Here is a 15,708-nt window from a genome sequence, read left to right on the forward strand (position 1 = left end):
CCTCTATCCCAAGGACGCATCATGTCGACGCTGACCATGGCCGCAGCCCAATCAATTTCCATTGCCGGTGATCTCGCCGCCAATATCGATCGCCACCTGCGCTTTATCGAAGTGGCGGCGGAGCAGGGCGTTGAATTGGTGGTATTTCCGGAGTTGTCGCTGACCGGGTATGAGGGCGAGGTAGCCGCTGCATTGGCGATTGATCCGCAAGATGGCGTGCTGCAACCGCTACGGGATCTGGCTCGAGAGCTTGGTGTTACGGCTGTCGTGGGGATGCCGATTCGATTGACGCCGCGTTCAGCGGTGGTGATAGGCGCGCTGGTGCTAGGCGCAGACGGCTCGCTCAGTGTTTACAGCAAGCAACACTTGCATGCGGGGGAGGAGCTGATTTTTGCACCTGGAAACGGCGGGGCCAACGTGAAAATTGGCAGCGATACCGTTGCGCTGGCAGTCTGCGCGGACTTTTCCCACGCCAGCCACGCAGCGAACGCCTGCGCCCTAGGGGCCAACGTTTATGCTGCCGGGGTATTAATCGGAGAAGCAGGTTATGCGCCCGACACCGCACTGCTACAAGGCTACGCTCGCCGGCACTCAATGGCCGTACTGATGGCCAATCATGGTGGCCTTACCGGCGGCTGGCAGTCGGCAGGGCGCAGTGCGATCTGGTCCGAGGATGGTGCGCTGATTGTATCGGCCCCAGGCTCCGGAGATTGCCTGGTGGTCGCCCGCAGAATCGAAGGTGCATGGCAGGGTGAAGTACTTGCCGTAGTACGAGCGGTATGACATTTCAGCTGCGTCGCACATCGCCTGAGGATTTGGCATTCGCCAGGTCGCTCACCTGTCAGAACATGCTGCGTTATTACATTCAGCATGATTTGTTGTGGCAGGACGACGCGTTTGATGTCGCGTGGTCTGGACGAGAGAGTTGGTTGATCTGTCGCGATGAAGTGGCGATCGGTTTTTTCAGTCTCAGTCGGGATGCTCGTGCCTTGTATATCCGAGAACTGCAGATAGCTGAGGCGTTTCAGGGGCAGGGGGCAGGTTCCTGGGCAATTGATCAGGTTATCGAGATAGCCAGCAAGGAAAGACGTCCGGCACTGCGTCTCACGGTCTTTGAAAATAATCCGGCAAAAAATTTGTATCAGAGAAAAGGACTACAGCTTCAAGGTAAAGATGAGTGTTTCTTGCGCATGCAGCTCGATTTAAGAACACCTGTGCTCTGAAACCCACGGCTGGCAAGCTCTGAAAGATGAATTGAAACTTTTTAAATGCGGCTTTCTGCTAGGTCTGTCTGGCACTTTTTGCTAAGGTGTCCGGCATCCCAATAAGACCATATCGCGAGGTGTCTGCTTGATTAGGGTGCTAGTGGTCGATGACCATGATCTCGTTCGTACAGGCATTACACGTATGCTGGCCGATATCGATGGCCTGCAAGTGGTCGGCCAGGCCGAGTCCGGGGAAGAGTCCCTGATCAAGGCGCGTGAGTTGAAACCCGATGTCGTCCTGATGGATGTCAAGATGCCTGGCATCGGTGGCCTGGAAGCGACGCGCAAACTGTTGCGCAGTCATCCGGACATCAAAGTGGTTGCCGTGACGGTTTGTGAGGAAGACCCATTCCCTACGAGGTTGCTGCAGGCCGGAGCCGCCGGCTATCTGACCAAGGGCGCGGGGCTGCCGGAAATGGTTCAGGCCATTCGCCTGGTATTTGCTGGCCAGCGTTACATCAGTCCGCAGATTGCTCAACAGTTGGCAATCAAGTCCTTTCAACCGACCAACGATTCGCCGTTCGATGCCTTGTCCGAACGGGAGATTCAAATCGCCTTGATGATTGTCGGCTGTCAGAAAGTCCAGATAATTTCCGACAAGTTGTGCCTGTCCCCGAAAACCGTGAACACCTACCGCTACCGTATTTTCGAGAAGCTTTCGATCAGTAGCGATGTCGAGTTGACGCTTTTAGCGGTTCGCCATGGCATGGTCGATGCCAGCGCCTGATCATGACTGAAACATTTGATTCCGGCGCTTTTCTGTCGACTGTCAGTGGGCGCCCCGGCGTCTATCGGATGTTCGACAGCGATGCGCGTCTGCTGTACGTCGGCAAGGCCAAGAACCTCAAAAAACGCTTGGCCAGCTATTTCCGCAAGACTGGCCTGGCGCCGAAAACCGCCGCACTGGTGGGGCGCATAGCGCAGGTCGAAACGACCATCACCGCCAACGAAACCGAAGCGCTGCTGTTAGAGCAAACGCTGATCAAGGAATGGCGCCCGCCGTACAACATTCTGTTGCGCGACGATAAATCCTACCCTTACGTCTTTCTGTCTGACGGCCAGTTTCCGCGTCTGAGCATCCATCGCGGGGCGAAAAAGGCCAAGGGCAAGTACTTTGGTCCATATCCGAGCGCCGGGGCCATTCGTGAAAGTCTCAGTTTGCTGCAAAAGACTTTTTTCGTTCGTCAGTGCGAAGACAGTTACTACAAGAACCGCACACGCCCGTGCCTGCAATATCAGATCAAGCGTTGCAAGGCGCCCTGTGTCGGTCTGGTCGAGCCTGAGGTTTATGCCGAGGATGTGCGGCACTCGGTGATGTTTCTCGAGGGGCGCAGCCATGCCCTGACCAATGAACTGTCCACGGCAATGGAGGAGGCGGCGATCAATCTCGAGTTCGAACGCGCCGCCGAGTTGCGTGATCAGATTGCATTGCTGCGTCGCGTGCAGGATCAGCAGAGCATGGAGGGCGGTACGGGTGATATCGATGTCATTGCAGCCTTCGTCAATCCGGGCGGCGCTTGCGTACATTTGATCAGTGTTCGTGGCGGACGCGTGCTGGGCAGCAAGAACTTCTTCCCGCAAGTGGGGATTGAAGAGGACGTCTCTGAAGTCATGGCGGCCTTCCTCGGCCAATACTTCATCAGCAGCCCGGAGCGCGATCTGCCGAGCGAATTGATCGTCAACGTGGTGCACGAAGACTTCCCGACGCTGATCGAAGCGATTCATGAACTGCGTGGCCGCGAACTGGCTATCAGTCATCGGGTGCGCGGGACGCGTGCGCGCTGGCAGCAACTGGCGGTTACCAACGCTGAACAGGCTTTGGGCGCGCGCCTGGCCAACCGTCAACACACCGCTGCGCGTTTTGACGCGCTGGCTGAAGTGCTGAACCTGGATGAGCCACCGCAGCGCCTGGAGTGTTACGACATCAGTCACTCCAGCGGCGAAGCGACAGTCGCCTCCTGCGTGGTATTTGGCCCGGAAGGCGCGATCAAATCGGATTACCGGCGGTATAACATCGAAGGTGTCACGGCAGGTGATGACTATGCCGCCATGCACCAGGCGTTGACACGACGCTTCAGCAAGCTGAAGGAAGGCGAGGGCAAGTTGCCGGACATTCTGTTGGTGGACGGTGGCAAGGGCCAGCTTTCGATGGCGCGTGACGTGCTCAATGAACTGGCCGTCCCCGATCTGATTCTGCTCGGGGTGGCGAAGGGCGCAACGCGAAAGGCGGGCTTCGAAACGTTGTATCTGAATGATGCGGCGCACGAGTTCACCTTGCGTGGTGATTCGCCGGCATTGCACCTGATTCAGCAGATTCGTGACGAAGCCCACCGTTTCGCAATTACGGGACACCGCGCCCGCCGTGGCAAAACCCGGCGAACCTCAACGCTGGAAGGCGTTGCGGGAGTCGGGCCGACACGGCGCCGCGACTTGCTAAAACATTTTGGTGGATTGCAGGAACTGTCTCGTGCAAGCATCGAAGAGATCGCCAAAGCCCCGGGGATCAGTAAAAAGCTCGCAGAGTCGATTTATGCGAACCTGCATAGCGAGTAGAATGCCCCCTCACCTCGTAGCCAGTTGTGCCGATGAATATCCCTAATCTGATTACCGTTCTACGCGTCCTGCTCATCCCGATCTTCATTTTGCTGTTCTATCTGCCTTACCAGTGGAGTTACATGGCCTCCGCCTCGGTGTTTGCCTTTGCGGCAGCGACGGACTGGCTGGATGGTTATCTGGCCCGCCGCCTGGAGCAGAGCACGCCGTTTGGCGCGTTCCTTGATCCGGTGGCCGACAAGCTCATGGTGGCAGTGGCGCTGGTGTTGCTGGTGCAAGAGCACGGCAATCTCTGGCTCACGCTGCCAGCCGCCGTGATCATCGGTCGTGAGATCGTGGTGTCGGCGTTGCGCGAATGGATGGCCGAACTCGGGGCTCGCGCCCATGTTGCTGTTTCCAACCTCGGCAAATGGAAAACCGCGGCGCAAATGCTTGCGCTGGTTATCCTGTTGGCCAATCCGCGGGACTTCAGTTTCTGGGTCGTTCTGGGTTATGCCTTGCTGATGGTGTCTGCAGGCCTGACGCTGTGGTCGATGGTTCAATACCTTCGCGCGGCCTGGCCGCATCTGAAGACTGATGTCGAAAAGAAATAAAACTTTTTTGAATCAAGGGGTTGACGGAGCTTCTTAATTCTATAGAATGCGCATCACCAAGCGGGAATAGCTCAGTTGGTAGAGCACGACCTTGCCAAGGTCGGGGTCGCGAGTTCGAGTCTCGTTTCCCGCTCCAAGTTTAAAACGCGTTTGTTGTTGTGCTACTGATAACAGACGTTTTGAGGCCGAGTAGCAAAATGGTTATGCAGTGGATTGCAAATCCACCTACGCCGGTTCGATTCCGACCTCGGCCTCCACTATAAACAAGCTCCGTAGATCCATGATTTACGGAGCTTTTTTATTTCCAATGTGTCGAAAGATTTAGTCTTGAAAACGGCCATTGCGAACTTGCTTCAGCGGGAAGTGATGTATATATTTCCCGCTCTGCTGCTCAAGCCTGTTTCCCGTCAGGTCGCGACTTGAGCAATGCAGCGGCAACACCGCGCTACCGCCCGAATGGCGAAACTGGTAGACGCATGGGACTTAAAATCCCCCGCTCGTAAGGGCGTGCCGGTTCGATTCCGGCTTCGGGCACCATGAATATCAAGGGCTTGCATGACGTACCTCATGCAAGCCCTTAGTTCTTTTTTCCGCAATCAAAAAATCTTTTCCGCAATTCGTGACCGTTAGTCACCTCGTAGGGGTGACCTTCATGCCCTTTCGCATACGGATGTACTGTTCTGTCATCCCTACGGTGGTGTGCCCAAGTTGGTCCCGAGCTTCTCTGATGCTCCCTGTTGACTCCTCTTTATCCGTGGCCGCTTTTGCTCGTAGGTCGCGCATCTGAAATTCTGCTTTTGGAATCCCGGCTGCTTCCCTGGCGTCATCGAACCTTTTTCTGAGCATACTGGTCGTCATCGGCTGGCCAGAGTCGATTACTACCAGGCGTGTTGATCTGATTTTCTGTCCGGCCTTTCGCGCCATGATTCGATCGATTACGACTTTGAGCTCACCAATGATTTCGATCCTTCGTTTAGCCCCAGTTTTACCTTGCTGGACGGAGAGCTTTCCGTCCTTTATGTCGCGCTCATCCATCTTCAATGTGTCAGCGACCCTCTGACCTGTTAGATAAAACAGGTCCAAAGCATCTCTTAATGGTTGATCGGCATGCTGGTAGGCTCGGGCAAGGACGTCGTCTTCAACATATATGTCGCGACCGGTTTCTTTATTACCCTTCACGCCTGAGCAAGGATTTGCCAAGGATGTATAGCCATTCTCGCGAGCAAAGTTCCAGATGGAGCTGAGTAAAGCCTTCTCCCGATTCGCGCGAATAGGTGCTGTCTTGCCACGATGACGAAGGTACTGGCTGACATGTTTCGGTTCGATAGCTTCTAGAGGGGCGGGCGGATCGTTGAAGAACAGAAGTAGGTTTTTGAGTTCGCGCGCGTTGTCTTTTTGGGTGGCGTGGGCTTTAGTGGGAACCACCTCATTCATATAAAGCTCGGCTACGTAAGCAAAGGTAAGTACGGTTTGTGTCAGGGCTTGAGAGACGCGGCTTTTTTCGAGCTTTGCGTACTCTAAGATGGCCAGGCCGTAATCCGTACCTAGCGGGATTTCCTTGCGTGGTTTCCCGCCAGTGTCATAAAGGTAATAGGTTGTGTTGCCGCGTTTTCTCTCGCGCAGGCGAGGAATGCTTCCCGGCTTTGTTGGTCTTCGTCCCATTCATCCCACCAGGCGCGGCTGCCACGTTGGAGTTTCTGCCGCGTTGGTAGTTGCTCCTGTCAGCGCGGACGCAATCACGCAAGGCCAGCCATTGCGCTTGATGGTATGACGAATGCCATTGCGCTTCAGCACCATAATCTGACCGGCTTTAGTTTTAGCTCCGGTCAGTTCGCAGACTTGCTCATGGCTAAGAAATTGGATACTCATGCTAGCTCCTTGCTAGGAAATGCTGAGCGCTTCGAATGCGCTTGCGGTGCGGTCTTGTTGCCCTCGGTTCCTGGATTCAGCTGCGCAGCCATTGCAAGCGCCTGCCCGCGCAGCGATCGGGCATCACGCTCGAGCTTCTTGCCGGTACGAAAGGCGCTGAAGGTCTCAGCGGCGATCCGAAGCAGCTCGCCGATATCGACCAGCGTCTGGTGCTCGGTCGGGCCGAAGAGTGGACCTGCTTCAAATCGTTTGCAGGTGTGTGCCAAGCGCGTGTGATCGGCCCGGATGAACTGCAGGGAGGCCTGGAGCTCGCGGATGGTTTTGGCGCTTGCGGCGCGCTGGATGTCTTCACCTTCGCGCTGGCCGGTCTCCAGGCCATCGCTGCGGCCCATGATGTAACCGCCCCAGAGCAGCAGGGCGGCCAGAACTATCAGGATGATCAGTGCACCGATTTGTATTGGGGTCATCATGTGGTGTGCTCCTGGGGTTGTCGTTGGCTGGTGGTGACAGCCGTCAGTGGTGTGGGGGCAGCATGGCGTTGACCGTCCTGCTGGCGTTGCATGTCTTCATCAGCCTTGTAGGCGCGGATGTCGATCAGCGAGGCGACGTGACGGATGTGCGCGTACTTCAGGGCCTTGCGGCTGGTGTCCAGTGTGGTGATCGGAAGCTGGATCCGGCCGCTGTTGATCTCCGTCACGAACGACTGTTCGTTGAGGTTGCGAAAGTACTGCTCGCGTACTTTTTCCAGCGGGATCAGGACGTCACCGAAGATTCGATAGAGCAGTTCGACGGTGGCTGATTCGGGCGCCGGATGCAGGCGGAGCGGGTTCTGTGCAGCGTTACTCATGGACTTGTCGAGCCTCCTTGCGTTGTTGTCGTGCCGGGTGGTTCCAGGCGTTCAGGCAGTGGCGTTTAGTCAGCTCGCGCAGATGTTCGGGCACTTCGAGGAGCGCGGCATTGCGCTCCTCGCGTGTGCGCATGGCAACGATCTGGCGGGCGTACTCCCTAGGCCACGTCACGGCGGTCTGCCGGGATGGCGGGTAGATCGATGTCCAACTGCTCGGCCAGCCAGCGGATGCCGGCTTGCATGACGCGAGTCGACTGGCTGTACTGCATTCCGCATTTTTCGTCATACCAGGGGCTGTCCTTGACCCGCAGGTAGGCTTTGTCGCGCTTCGGGTCCGCCGGGAGGTTTCCCTTGAGCAAACCTTTCTCCCGCATGAGAGCGATCAGTTTGGGGCGAGTGAGGCCGAGTTGTGTGGCTGCTTGGGCGAGGGTGCGTTCCATATCGTCCTCCTCATGCCGCGTGCGCAGCAGGAGTGGCCGCTGCAGCAAGGTGGTTGATGGACTCAATGAGCCTTGCATAGATCTCGGCATCGGGGTCGTACAAGGTGAAGCAGCGCGTATGCGGACTCTTGTTGCCGATGCTCAAGATGGCGGTGACGCCGCGGCGTGTATGAGTGCGATGCAGCGCCACATGCAGGGGAAGTTCAAAACCCATGTCGAGGCTCAGCACGCCGCCGGTGTGCACCAGTTCGAACACGCGCTGCTTGTCCTGGACATCAAAACGGCCGTATTGACGATCGGCATGCGGGAGATGCACCAGATCGCTGGAGTTGCTCGTGTCGAACGGACCGTTGGCGATCTCTTCAATGAAGTCGGCCAGCTTGAGGTGCATCTTCTTGGCGTTTGGCAGGGTCAGAGTGTGGCGTTCGCTGCCCAGTTCGACGACAAAAGTGCTTTCCACGGTGCCGCGTTCAGCCTTCAGGCGGAATGCCAGGCATTCACGCTTCGGTGCCGTGCGCAGGACGTGGTTGAAGGTCTCGGTCAAGTTGACCTGGGCGTTGAGCAACTGCAGGGTGCGGTTGTCGATCTTGTACTTGATCATGCCGCGTGCCCTCCACCGTTTGGATCGCTAGGAGAGGGCTGGCAGGACTTGGCGACAAGCTTAGGTTTGCTGTTATGAATGATGACCAGACAGCCCGTGACGAGCTGCAGCTGTTCGATCAGTTTGCGATTGCTGACGCATGCCGGATGGACATGCAATGTTGCGGTGGTGCGCATAGGTATTGCCTCGCTCTGTGGTAAAGAGTGAGGCAAATATCACGCACTGTGCTTGTTTGTGTCAACACATAATGTGATTAAAATAGCGCGGCACTGTGTAGGAAGCGTGATGACTTCAATATTCCGCCTACGAGATGGATTTCCTCCACCTCTTGTTCTGCAATGTGAAGAGTTTCGTGATCGGTATTGACGCTATCCAACCGGTACATTCCGTCTCGGAGATAAATAAATTCTTTGATCATCGCTTTGCCGGAGGACGTTCGAACTATGACCTCGTCACCGCTACTGAAACGTTTGTTCGGCTCTATAAGAACGAACTCGCCATTTTTTATGCGGGGCATCAGGCTATCGCCCATGACTCTTATGCCATAGGCATCTGGGTCATCGCTATGTATGTTTAGGTAGCCTTCACCTTGCCCTGGTGGCGGTTCTACCGTGTCGAAGAAGCCCTCATTCCCAAGCTGCGCGTTTGATAGCACAGGCACCTTTCCATCCTTAGCCCAGCCTACAAGGCTGCTAACAGGTTGGTCTTTGTCTTTCGATCTTCCGTAGTCCCTCACAAGACGGTCTTCAGACCGAATCCGACCTTGAATGGCGTCTGAGTACGACTCAACGTCGGAACGATTTTTTCCTGCTACCAAGTCTGGAAAAGATACGCCCAGTGCTGTCGCTATCTTTTGCAAGTCGTGGAGATTGGGCTGGCGAGCCCCTTTCTCGTAATTGCCTATACGTGACTGGGATTCCCAACCGCAAGCGAAGGCAAGGGCTTGTTGGCTCATGCCCTTGGCTTTGCGGTATTGCTTAATACGTTCGCCGAGTGTGTTCATGTGCTTTTTTTACCACGCTCTGAAATTATTTATCATCACTTTGCGTGTTGAAATATCTACGATTCGTGATTAAGATGGCTCCGGCTAATTGGAGGGCATCATGAATCTGATCGCTGAACATCGAGAGAAGGCTGGGATCAAGCAAAAGGAACTCGTTGTAGCTCTTGGATGGACTCAGGCACGTATAAGCAATTACGAAGCAGGACGTCGAATCGCAGGGCTTACGGAGTGCAGAGCCATAGTCAGGGCGCTCAATAAGTTAGGAGCGCCGTGCAGTCTTGATGACGTATTTCCTCCGGAAATGGAAGAGTCTCAAGCCGCATAGAAAAAAGGCGACCCAAGGGTCGCCCAGTTTCTCCCGACAGCATCACCACAATGCTATCGGGCCGCGATGTCAGTAGGTGCGCACACCACATGCCGCCGACCTTCATCGCGTTTCCAAGGCTCGGAAGCCTTGGTGTTGCTGCCGTTCTTACCACAGAGCTGGCAGCTGTTGCGCCAGGGGGGAACAACGGATTGTTCGCCCCGGCACGGTGCCGGTGTTGGTCTTACGAACCTAGCCGGCTTTGGGCCTCTCCAGACCACGCGGCAAATGTATCACCAACTTCTGTCGCGCGGCACTGGCAACTTTTAGGATTAATGCCATGAGCCGTATCGCTCTCAGTTCTCTGGAACGGGCGCAGCGGGAAATCCTGCCGCTCGATTTAGCGCTGTACCACGCCGCTCGCGATTACCCGGGCGGCGCTGCTGCCATCGCTGCCACGACCGGTCGTAACCCGACCACGCTGCAACACAAACTGTCGCCTACCCACCCGAGCCACTCCATCAACATTCAGGAATTCGGCGAGATCCTCGAACTGACCAAGGATCGCCGCATTCTCGATGCGGTGCATTCGCTGGTCGGTGACACGATCTGGCAGGAGCTGGCCGACACCTACACCAACGACATGCCCGAGACCCTCACCACTGGTATCGCCGAATACTTTCGCCAGGTCGCGGATCTCGCCGAGACCTGGGCCAAGAGCATCGGCGACGGTGTCGTCACCGATCAGGAACTCGCGGCGATTCGCCTGCAGGTGTTCCGGGGCATTCAGGGGCTGCTGGGTTTGTTCAACCGCGCCACTTACGTCAACCAGACGACGCGAGGTGCTGACCGTGGCTGACATCGCCGATTTCGCCAACGATCTGGTGCAGGAACGTATCGATCAGGCCATGGCCGCGCGCAGCGCTGCCAAGGCCGAAAGCGCTGCCCATTCCTTGCTGTTCTGCGAAGCCTGTGACGATCCGATCCCGGAAGCCCGTCGTCTGGCCCAGCCGGGTTGCTCGCAGTGCATCAGCTGCCAGTCCCTCTCTGAGCGGGGGATTCAGCATGCTCGATGAAGTGTTGGGGCAATTCGCCGATTACGGTTTGGAGCCAGCGCAACCGCTGGTGTTCGGCAAGCTGACCCGCTGCAAGACTTCGCAAGACAAGGGCAAGGAAAAGAACGGCTGGTACGTGGTCCACGAGCAGCGCACGGAGAAGGGCGACACGCTGATCTTCGGCGCTTTCGGTGACTGGCGTTCGGGCGAGACGCAGAAGATCAAGGTCAAGGCCGGTCGCATGTCCCCCGAAGAGCGCGAAGTGATGCGCGCTCGCCAGGAAGAGGCCAAACGCCGCGCCGCCGAAATCGCGAATAACGCTGCGCGGCGGGCCGCGAACAGGGCGCAGGGTTTGTTCGAGCGCATGCCGACCACCGGGCGCAGCGACTACCTGGACCGCAAACAGATCGTTGGCATCAACGTGCGTTACGCGCCGCGCACCGGTGCCGTGCTGGTCCCAATGAAGAACGCCCGTGATCAGATCATGGGCCTGCAGGTGATCTTCCCGAACAAGCAGGAAGACACCGGCCGCGACAAATCCTACTGGCCCTACGGCATGGCGAAGGAGGGCACCTTCCATCTGCTCGGTCCGCATCCGGTACCGGGCGAACCAGTACTGGTCTGTGAGGGTTACGCCACCGGCGCCAGCCTGCACATGGCGACGTCGCTCGCCGTCGCCGTGGCCTTCGATGCGGGCAACCTGTTGGCCGTGTGCAAGGTCATGCGCGAGCGCTTCGCCGGTTGCCCGCTGATCATCTGCCGCGATGACGACTGGAAGACCACCAAGCCCAACGGTGATGCCTGGAACCCAGGTGAGGAAAAGGCCAGCAACGCCGCGCTGATCGTCGGTGCCCAAGTCGTCGCGCCGATCTTCGCGGTCGAGCGTCACGACAAGTGGACCGACTTCAACGACCTGCACGTCGCCGAAGGCCTCGACGCGGTTCGCCGTCAGGTGCTGGCCGTGGTCCGTCCACCGGCTGCCGGTGGCTGGAAAGATCAGCTGGCCCGCAGCGAGAGCGGCGCCTTGATCGCGCACATGCAGAACGTCGAACTGATCCTCGCTCACGACGAGCGCTGGGCCGGGGTGATCAGCTACTGCGCTTTCAGCTCGAAGATCGTCAAGCTGCGTGCGGCGCCTTATGGCGGTGGCACCGGAGAGTGGGCCGACATCGACGACGTGCGCGTCATGAAGTGGCTCGCACAGCAGTACAACCTGCGTGTGAAATCCTCGCACGTGATCGAAGCGGTCAGCGTCGTGGCCCACGACCACGCGTTTCATCCGGTGCGTGAGTACCTGAAAAAACTCGAATGGGATCGTGTGCCGCGCCTAGAGCGTTGGCTGACGGATGTCATGGGGGTGAAGGCAACGGATTACACCTCCAAGGTCGGCAAGCGCTGGATGATCTCCGCCGTGGCGCGGGTGATGAAGCCGGGCTGCAAGGCCGACTCGGTGATGATCCTCGAAGGCGTACAAGGCGCCGGTAAGTCGACCGCGATGAGCGTGCTCGGCGGTGAGTGGTTTATGGATACGCCTTTCGCCCTCGGTGACAAGGACGGCTTTCAGGCGATTCGCGGCAAGTGGATTGTCGAGCTCGGCGAGCTGGACAGCTTCAACAAGGCCGAGAGCACCAAGGCCAAGCAGTTCTTTTCGGCGTCCACCGACACCTACCGCGAAAGCTATGGCCGCAGAACGCTGGACGTGCCACGCCAGTGTGTGTTCGTCGGTACCACCAACCAGGACGAGTACCTCAAGGACGCCACTGGCAACCGCCGGTATTGGCCGGTGGCTTGTACCAAGGTCGACGTGGCGTTGCTGCGCGAGATCCGCGACCAGTTGTGGGCCGAAGCCATGTTCTGCTTTGAGGCCGGCGACCTGTGGTGGGTAACGCGAGAGGAAGCGCCAATGTTCAGCGAGGAACAGGACGAACGCTTTGTGGTGGACGAATGGGAAACGCCCATCCTGACCTGGCTCGAAGAGTCGCAGATCGGCGAGACCACCACCGGCAGCGAGGTGATGAGTCAGGCGCTCAAACTCGATCCGGGTCATTGGGGCAAACCGGAGCAGATGCGCGTGGGTGCGATTCTGCATCGACTGGGGTGGCGACGGTTCCGTTTGGGTGCCTTGAGCAAGAGCGGCCAGCGGCCTTGGGCGTACAAGAAACCTGAGGGTTGGGGCAGGGCGCCTGCGCTGGAACAACCTGCGTTTGAGGAGCCGTGCTTCGATGATTAAGGCGATCGATATGGCCCTCAAGCAATGGGCGCAGGAGCTGCACAGCGATGAGGTCGCCGCCGGTTACTCGGGCGGCAACATGGTCGCCATGATGATGGACAGCGGTGGTCAGCTGGTGCGCGGCAGGCGTGGGAGCAGGGTGCCGCTGGAAGCCTCTCTGGACATTGAGCGCATCGTCAAGAAACGTCTCGATCCCGAGTTGATGACGGTGGTCAAGGTGCATTACTTCCAGCCCGATGCGCCTCTGGCTGCACGCCTTGCGAACAGTGGTTGCACCCGCAATCTCTACTACCAGCGCCTGCATGACGCCCACATCGTGGTCGAGCACTTCCTCCTGGGGGAAGCGGCTTGATCGTGGGCATCCCTCTGGCTCACGCCGTCCCACCGGCCTGCCTCCGTCCCACTGCTTTTTACAGTGGTGAGACGGGCGCAGGCCGCGTCGTTGTTGGGCTGTCCCACCGTCCCACCTTTTTCATGCCTCCCGCCCGTGTGTGCGTAGCGGGTACAGGTACGCGCGTTTACGCGCACGCGTGCTTTTTAAATTTCTTTCTATACACGAGAAAAGAGAGATAAAAGTAGGACGGTGGGGCAAAGCCCCAATCTACGGGGCTTTCAGACGTCCCACCTTGTTTTGGAGAGGTGGGACGCATGGGACGCCACCGAAACAACAGAAGCAAAAGCCAGCCGGGTTGAGATATTCACCGACATTCGCCAGCCGTTCACCGGACGTAAGCCACACATTCACCGGATGGCATTAACACGGTCTTGCTGCCACCAGAATCGAGCTGTAAAAAGGGGCCATCTTCGATGGGTGCGACCGCCAAGCGCGGCAGGCCACCCACCACCTGACCCGGCCATTGCGCCGGGTCTTTTTGCTTAAGGGGCAGGGCAATGACGAACGAGCAACAGGCGCTGGCAGAGATGCCGATCTGGTTGGTGATTGCCCTGTCATTGGTTGGCGGCGTGTCCGGCGAGATGTGGCGCGCTGACAAGGATGGGGCGCGGGGCTGGGCGTTACTGCGGCGCCTCGCACTTAGATCTGGTGCCTGCATCGTCTGCGGCGTTTCAGCGATGATGTTGTTGTTTGGCGCGGGCCTGTCGATCTGGACAGCGGGCGCCCTGGGTTGCCTGACCGCGATGGCCGGCGCCGATGTTGCCATCGGCTTGTACGAACGCTGGGTGGCCAAGCGGCTGGACCTGAGCGAGGCCGAGCCGAAGGCATGAGCCGGGCAGGCCGGGTAGGGTGCAGATTTCACGGGTCCTCCCCGAGGGCCGCCCCCTACACGGGTTAGCGAACTCGCGGAATCTCTCTAGCTGAAACCTTCGCAGGGATGTCCGTCTTTCCAAAGGGAATGGGGCGGGGCATGGCAGTCGACCGACCGGACCGGGCAGAAACCCGCCGGGGACCCTGGGGATTTCCAAAGGACACGGGGTCGGAAACCCGCGGGATCGTGTTAGTGGGAGCCCCGCCAGCTTACTGAAATTTCAATCATTGAAATCTTGAAAGGATTCATTGAAAAGCCGCTGAAAAGGAGGGCTTATGAGCGCAACCACTTACTTGTCCAAAAGCGCCTTCGCCGCACACATTGGCCGATCACCGAGCTACATCACTTGGCTTAAGGAAAATGGTCGACTGGTCTTGTCTCCAAATGGCAAACAAGTCGACGTGCTAGCCACCGAAGCGTTGATCCGCGATACCGCCGATCCCAGCAAGGCTGCCGTCGCTGCTCGCCACCAACAGGAGCGGCTTCAGCGTGATGTGTACAGTCACGTTGCAGCTCAATCCGAGCCGACTAACATGGCTGCGCCGCCGCCCGCTGATCCTGCTCATGGGCAGACTCCAGACTTTCAGAAAGCACGAGCGCATCGTGAGCATTACCTGGCGCGCATGGCAGAAATGGAATTTCGCAAGGCGCAGGGAGAGCTGGTCGAGATCAGCTTTGTGCAAAAAGCCGCTTTTGAAACGGCACGTTCGCTCAATCATTCGTTGATGAGCCTGTCGCCGCAATTGGCACCACAGCTCGCTGCTCTGTCTGATCCATGGGAGGTGGAGCGGCAGCTGACCGCTGCATTGCGCCAGCGGCTCAATGAAATGGCCCAAGTCTCAAGTGACGATTTTGGCTTTGAATTGTAGGACTGTTGAGGATAGCCATTGGCTTACGGTTTGTTATGGTTTGTGCAAAGGTCTGCTTCTAATGTTTGTCCATCTAAAAATGCTGTGTTGACTTAGTGCTATGAAAAAATCAGTCATTGATGTGTTGATTGACCTTTTTTGAAAGTGCGCAAGAAGTTGCGCACATGGTCATAATATTTTGCCTTTAAAATCGCTACAGCCCATATGCCACGAGGTCTGTAGCCAAGTGCGCAAAAAGTTGCGCAGTACTGCGCAACTTTTTGCGCACTTTCCTCCCTTTATCTAGGTGAAAAACGAGCTGAGTGACAATCCATGCCGTTCTCGGTCCCGGTTCCCGGGCACTTCGAAAAACCTGGCACGGTCTTTGATGGCAGTCGGCCACCCATCGGGCGATATCGCCTCCGGGCACTCTCAAATTTTTCAGCAAGGAGCACACCCATGGCTACACCAGCGTACATGTCGGTTACCGGCGAAAAACAAGGCCTGATCACTGCAGGCGCATTCACCGCTGACTCCGTTGGCAACACCTACCAGGAAGGCCACGAAGACCAGGTCATGGTTCAGGCTTTCAGCCACGACGTGATCATCCCGCGTGACCCGCAATCCGGTCAGCCAACCGGTCAGCGCGTTCACAAGCCAGTTGTGATCACCAAGGTCTACGACAAGGCTTCGCCTCTGCTGCAAGCCGCTCTGACTTCCGGCGAGCGCATGAGCGAAATCGTTATCCAGTGGTTCCGTACTTCGGCTCAAGGTACTCAAGAACACTACTACACCACCAAACTGGAAGACGCGATCATCGTCGCCATCAACAACA

Annotated in this window: 21 protein-coding genes and 3 tRNA genes; 16 read left to right on the plus strand and 8 right to left on the minus strand. The window is 57.5% G+C overall.

Annotated elements, in window-relative coordinates:
• The first annotated feature begins 21 nt into the window (after positions 1 to 21).
• The 8 genes from PMI37_RS09120 to PMI37_RS09155 all read left to right on the plus strand — a co-directional run bounded on the left by PMI37_RS09120 (position 22) and on the right by PMI37_RS09155 (position 4,948).
• Positions 22 to 783: a carbon-nitrogen hydrolase family protein gene (locus PMI37_RS09120; protein WP_008080156.1), complete on the plus strand. Its 762-nt coding sequence runs from the start codon at positions 22 to 24 to the stop codon at positions 781 to 783.
• Positions 780 to 1,223, plus strand: coding sequence for a GNAT family N-acetyltransferase (locus PMI37_RS09125; protein WP_008080157.1), 444 nt, complete (start codon positions 780 to 782; stop codon positions 1,221 to 1,223). Before PMI37_RS09120 ends, PMI37_RS09125 begins: the two co-directional genes overlap by 4 nt.
• 127 nt (positions 1,224 to 1,350) lie before the next feature.
• Positions 1,351 to 1,992 carry a response regulator transcription factor GacA gene (gene gacA / locus PMI37_RS09130; protein ID WP_024012761.1) on the plus strand — a complete coding sequence of 214 codons (642 nt, stop codon included), beginning with the start codon at positions 1,351 to 1,353 and terminating at the stop codon, positions 1,990 to 1,992.
• Between the two features lie 2 nt (positions 1,993 to 1,994).
• Positions 1,995 to 3,818: an excinuclease ABC subunit UvrC gene (gene uvrC / locus PMI37_RS09135; protein WP_008080158.1), complete on the plus strand. Its 1,824-nt coding sequence runs from the start codon at positions 1,995 to 1,997 to the stop codon at positions 3,816 to 3,818.
• A gap of 32 nt (positions 3,819 to 3,850) precedes the next feature.
• Positions 3,851 to 4,411, plus strand: a complete 561-nt coding sequence (gene pgsA / locus PMI37_RS09140; RefSeq protein ID WP_008080159.1) for a CDP-diacylglycerol--glycerol-3-phosphate 3-phosphatidyltransferase — start codon at positions 3,851 to 3,853, stop codon at positions 4,409 to 4,411.
• Positions 4,412 to 4,471: 60 nt separating this feature from the next.
• Positions 4,472 to 4,547 (plus strand) — tRNA-Gly (locus PMI37_RS09145).
• 47 nt (positions 4,548 to 4,594) lie between these two features.
• Positions 4,595 to 4,668 (plus strand) — tRNA-Cys (locus PMI37_RS09150).
• Positions 4,669 to 4,861: 193 nt separating this feature from the next.
• Positions 4,862 to 4,948, plus strand: a tRNA-Leu gene (locus PMI37_RS09155).
• A 93-nt stretch (positions 4,949 to 5,041) separates the two neighbouring features.
• Here the strand turns inward: PMI37_RS09155 and PMI37_RS09160 are convergent.
• The 8 genes from PMI37_RS09160 to PMI37_RS09195 form a co-directional block, all read right to left on the minus strand.
• On the minus strand, positions 5,042 to 6,073 hold the full coding sequence (locus PMI37_RS09160) for a site-specific integrase (RefSeq protein WP_008080160.1): 1,032 nt from the start codon (positions 6,071 to 6,073) through the stop codon (positions 5,042 to 5,044).
• Entirely contained in the window at positions 6,074 to 6,280 is a 207-nt protein-coding gene (locus PMI37_RS09165; RefSeq protein ID WP_008080161.1) for a DUF4224 domain-containing protein, read from the minus strand. It abuts the gene before it with no gap.
• Positions 6,277 to 6,750: a hypothetical protein gene (locus PMI37_RS09170; RefSeq protein ID WP_008080164.1), complete on the minus strand. Its 474-nt coding sequence runs from the start codon at positions 6,748 to 6,750 to the stop codon at positions 6,277 to 6,279. The genes PMI37_RS09165 and PMI37_RS09170 overlap by 4 nt, the downstream gene beginning before the upstream one ends.
• A complete protein-coding gene (locus PMI37_RS09175) occupies positions 6,747 to 7,127 on the minus strand; it encodes a pyocin activator PrtN family protein (RefSeq protein ID WP_008080165.1) in 381 nt (126 codons plus the stop codon). The genes PMI37_RS09170 and PMI37_RS09175 overlap by 4 nt, the downstream gene beginning before the upstream one ends.
• Positions 7,120 to 7,299: a hypothetical protein gene (locus PMI37_RS31825; RefSeq protein WP_157173079.1), complete on the minus strand. Its 180-nt coding sequence runs from the start codon at positions 7,297 to 7,299 to the stop codon at positions 7,120 to 7,122. The genes PMI37_RS09175 and PMI37_RS31825 overlap by 8 nt, the downstream gene beginning before the upstream one ends.
• Entirely contained in the window at positions 7,286 to 7,567 is a 282-nt protein-coding gene (locus PMI37_RS09180; protein WP_008080166.1) for a phage antirepressor KilAC domain-containing protein, read from the minus strand. The genes PMI37_RS31825 and PMI37_RS09180 overlap by 14 nt, the downstream gene beginning before the upstream one ends.
• 10 nt (positions 7,568 to 7,577) lie before the next feature.
• Positions 7,578 to 8,168 (minus strand): hypothetical protein, encoded by a 591-nt coding sequence (locus tag PMI37_RS09185; protein WP_008080167.1) that lies wholly within the window; start codon positions 8,166 to 8,168, stop codon positions 7,578 to 7,580.
• A 253-nt stretch (positions 8,169 to 8,421) separates the two neighbouring features.
• On the minus strand, positions 8,422 to 9,171 hold the full coding sequence (locus tag PMI37_RS09195; RefSeq protein WP_045123077.1) for an XRE family transcriptional regulator: 750 nt from the start codon (positions 9,169 to 9,171) through the stop codon (positions 8,422 to 8,424).
• 100 nt (positions 9,172 to 9,271) lie between these two features.
• On the opposite strand from PMI37_RS09195, the gene PMI37_RS09200 reads away from it, so the two are divergent.
• The 8 genes from PMI37_RS09200 to PMI37_RS09235 all read left to right on the plus strand — a co-directional run.
• Positions 9,272 to 9,496, plus strand: a complete 225-nt coding sequence (locus tag PMI37_RS09200) for a helix-turn-helix transcriptional regulator (RefSeq protein WP_045123078.1) — start codon at positions 9,272 to 9,274, stop codon at positions 9,494 to 9,496.
• A gap of 319 nt (positions 9,497 to 9,815) precedes the next feature.
• On the plus strand, positions 9,816 to 10,334 hold the full coding sequence (locus PMI37_RS09205; protein WP_008080170.1) for a phage regulatory CII family protein: 519 nt from the start codon (positions 9,816 to 9,818) through the stop codon (positions 10,332 to 10,334).
• Complete coding sequence (locus PMI37_RS09210; RefSeq protein ID WP_008080171.1) at positions 10,327 to 10,551, plus strand: TraR/DksA family transcriptional regulator; 225 nt, start codon at positions 10,327 to 10,329, stop codon at positions 10,549 to 10,551. The genes PMI37_RS09205 and PMI37_RS09210 overlap by 8 nt, the downstream gene beginning before the upstream one ends.
• Complete coding sequence (locus tag PMI37_RS09215; protein WP_008080172.1) at positions 10,541 to 12,760, plus strand: VapE domain-containing protein; 2,220 nt, start codon at positions 10,541 to 10,543, stop codon at positions 12,758 to 12,760. The genes PMI37_RS09210 and PMI37_RS09215 overlap by 11 nt, the downstream gene beginning before the upstream one ends.
• Positions 12,753 to 13,112, plus strand: a complete 360-nt coding sequence (locus PMI37_RS09220) for a PA0613 family protein (protein WP_008080173.1) — start codon at positions 12,753 to 12,755, stop codon at positions 13,110 to 13,112. The genes PMI37_RS09215 and PMI37_RS09220 overlap by 8 nt, the downstream gene beginning before the upstream one ends.
• Before the next feature lie 539 nt (positions 13,113 to 13,651).
• Positions 13,652 to 13,984: a phage holin family protein gene (locus tag PMI37_RS09225; RefSeq protein ID WP_008080174.1), complete on the plus strand. Its 333-nt coding sequence runs from the start codon at positions 13,652 to 13,654 to the stop codon at positions 13,982 to 13,984.
• Between the two features lie 316 nt (positions 13,985 to 14,300).
• Positions 14,301 to 14,894: a hypothetical protein gene (locus PMI37_RS09230; RefSeq protein ID WP_008080176.1), complete on the plus strand. Its 594-nt coding sequence runs from the start codon at positions 14,301 to 14,303 to the stop codon at positions 14,892 to 14,894.
• Between the two features lie 438 nt (positions 14,895 to 15,332).
• Positions 15,333 to 15,708 (plus strand): Hcp family type VI secretion system effector (locus tag PMI37_RS09235; RefSeq protein WP_008080178.1); only part of this gene is annotated, 376 nt, incomplete at its 3' end.

The sequence above is a fragment of the Pseudomonas sp. GM80 genome (assembly GCF_000282515.1).
Classification (GTDB): domain Bacteria; phylum Pseudomonadota; class Gammaproteobacteria; order Pseudomonadales; family Pseudomonadaceae; genus Aquipseudomonas.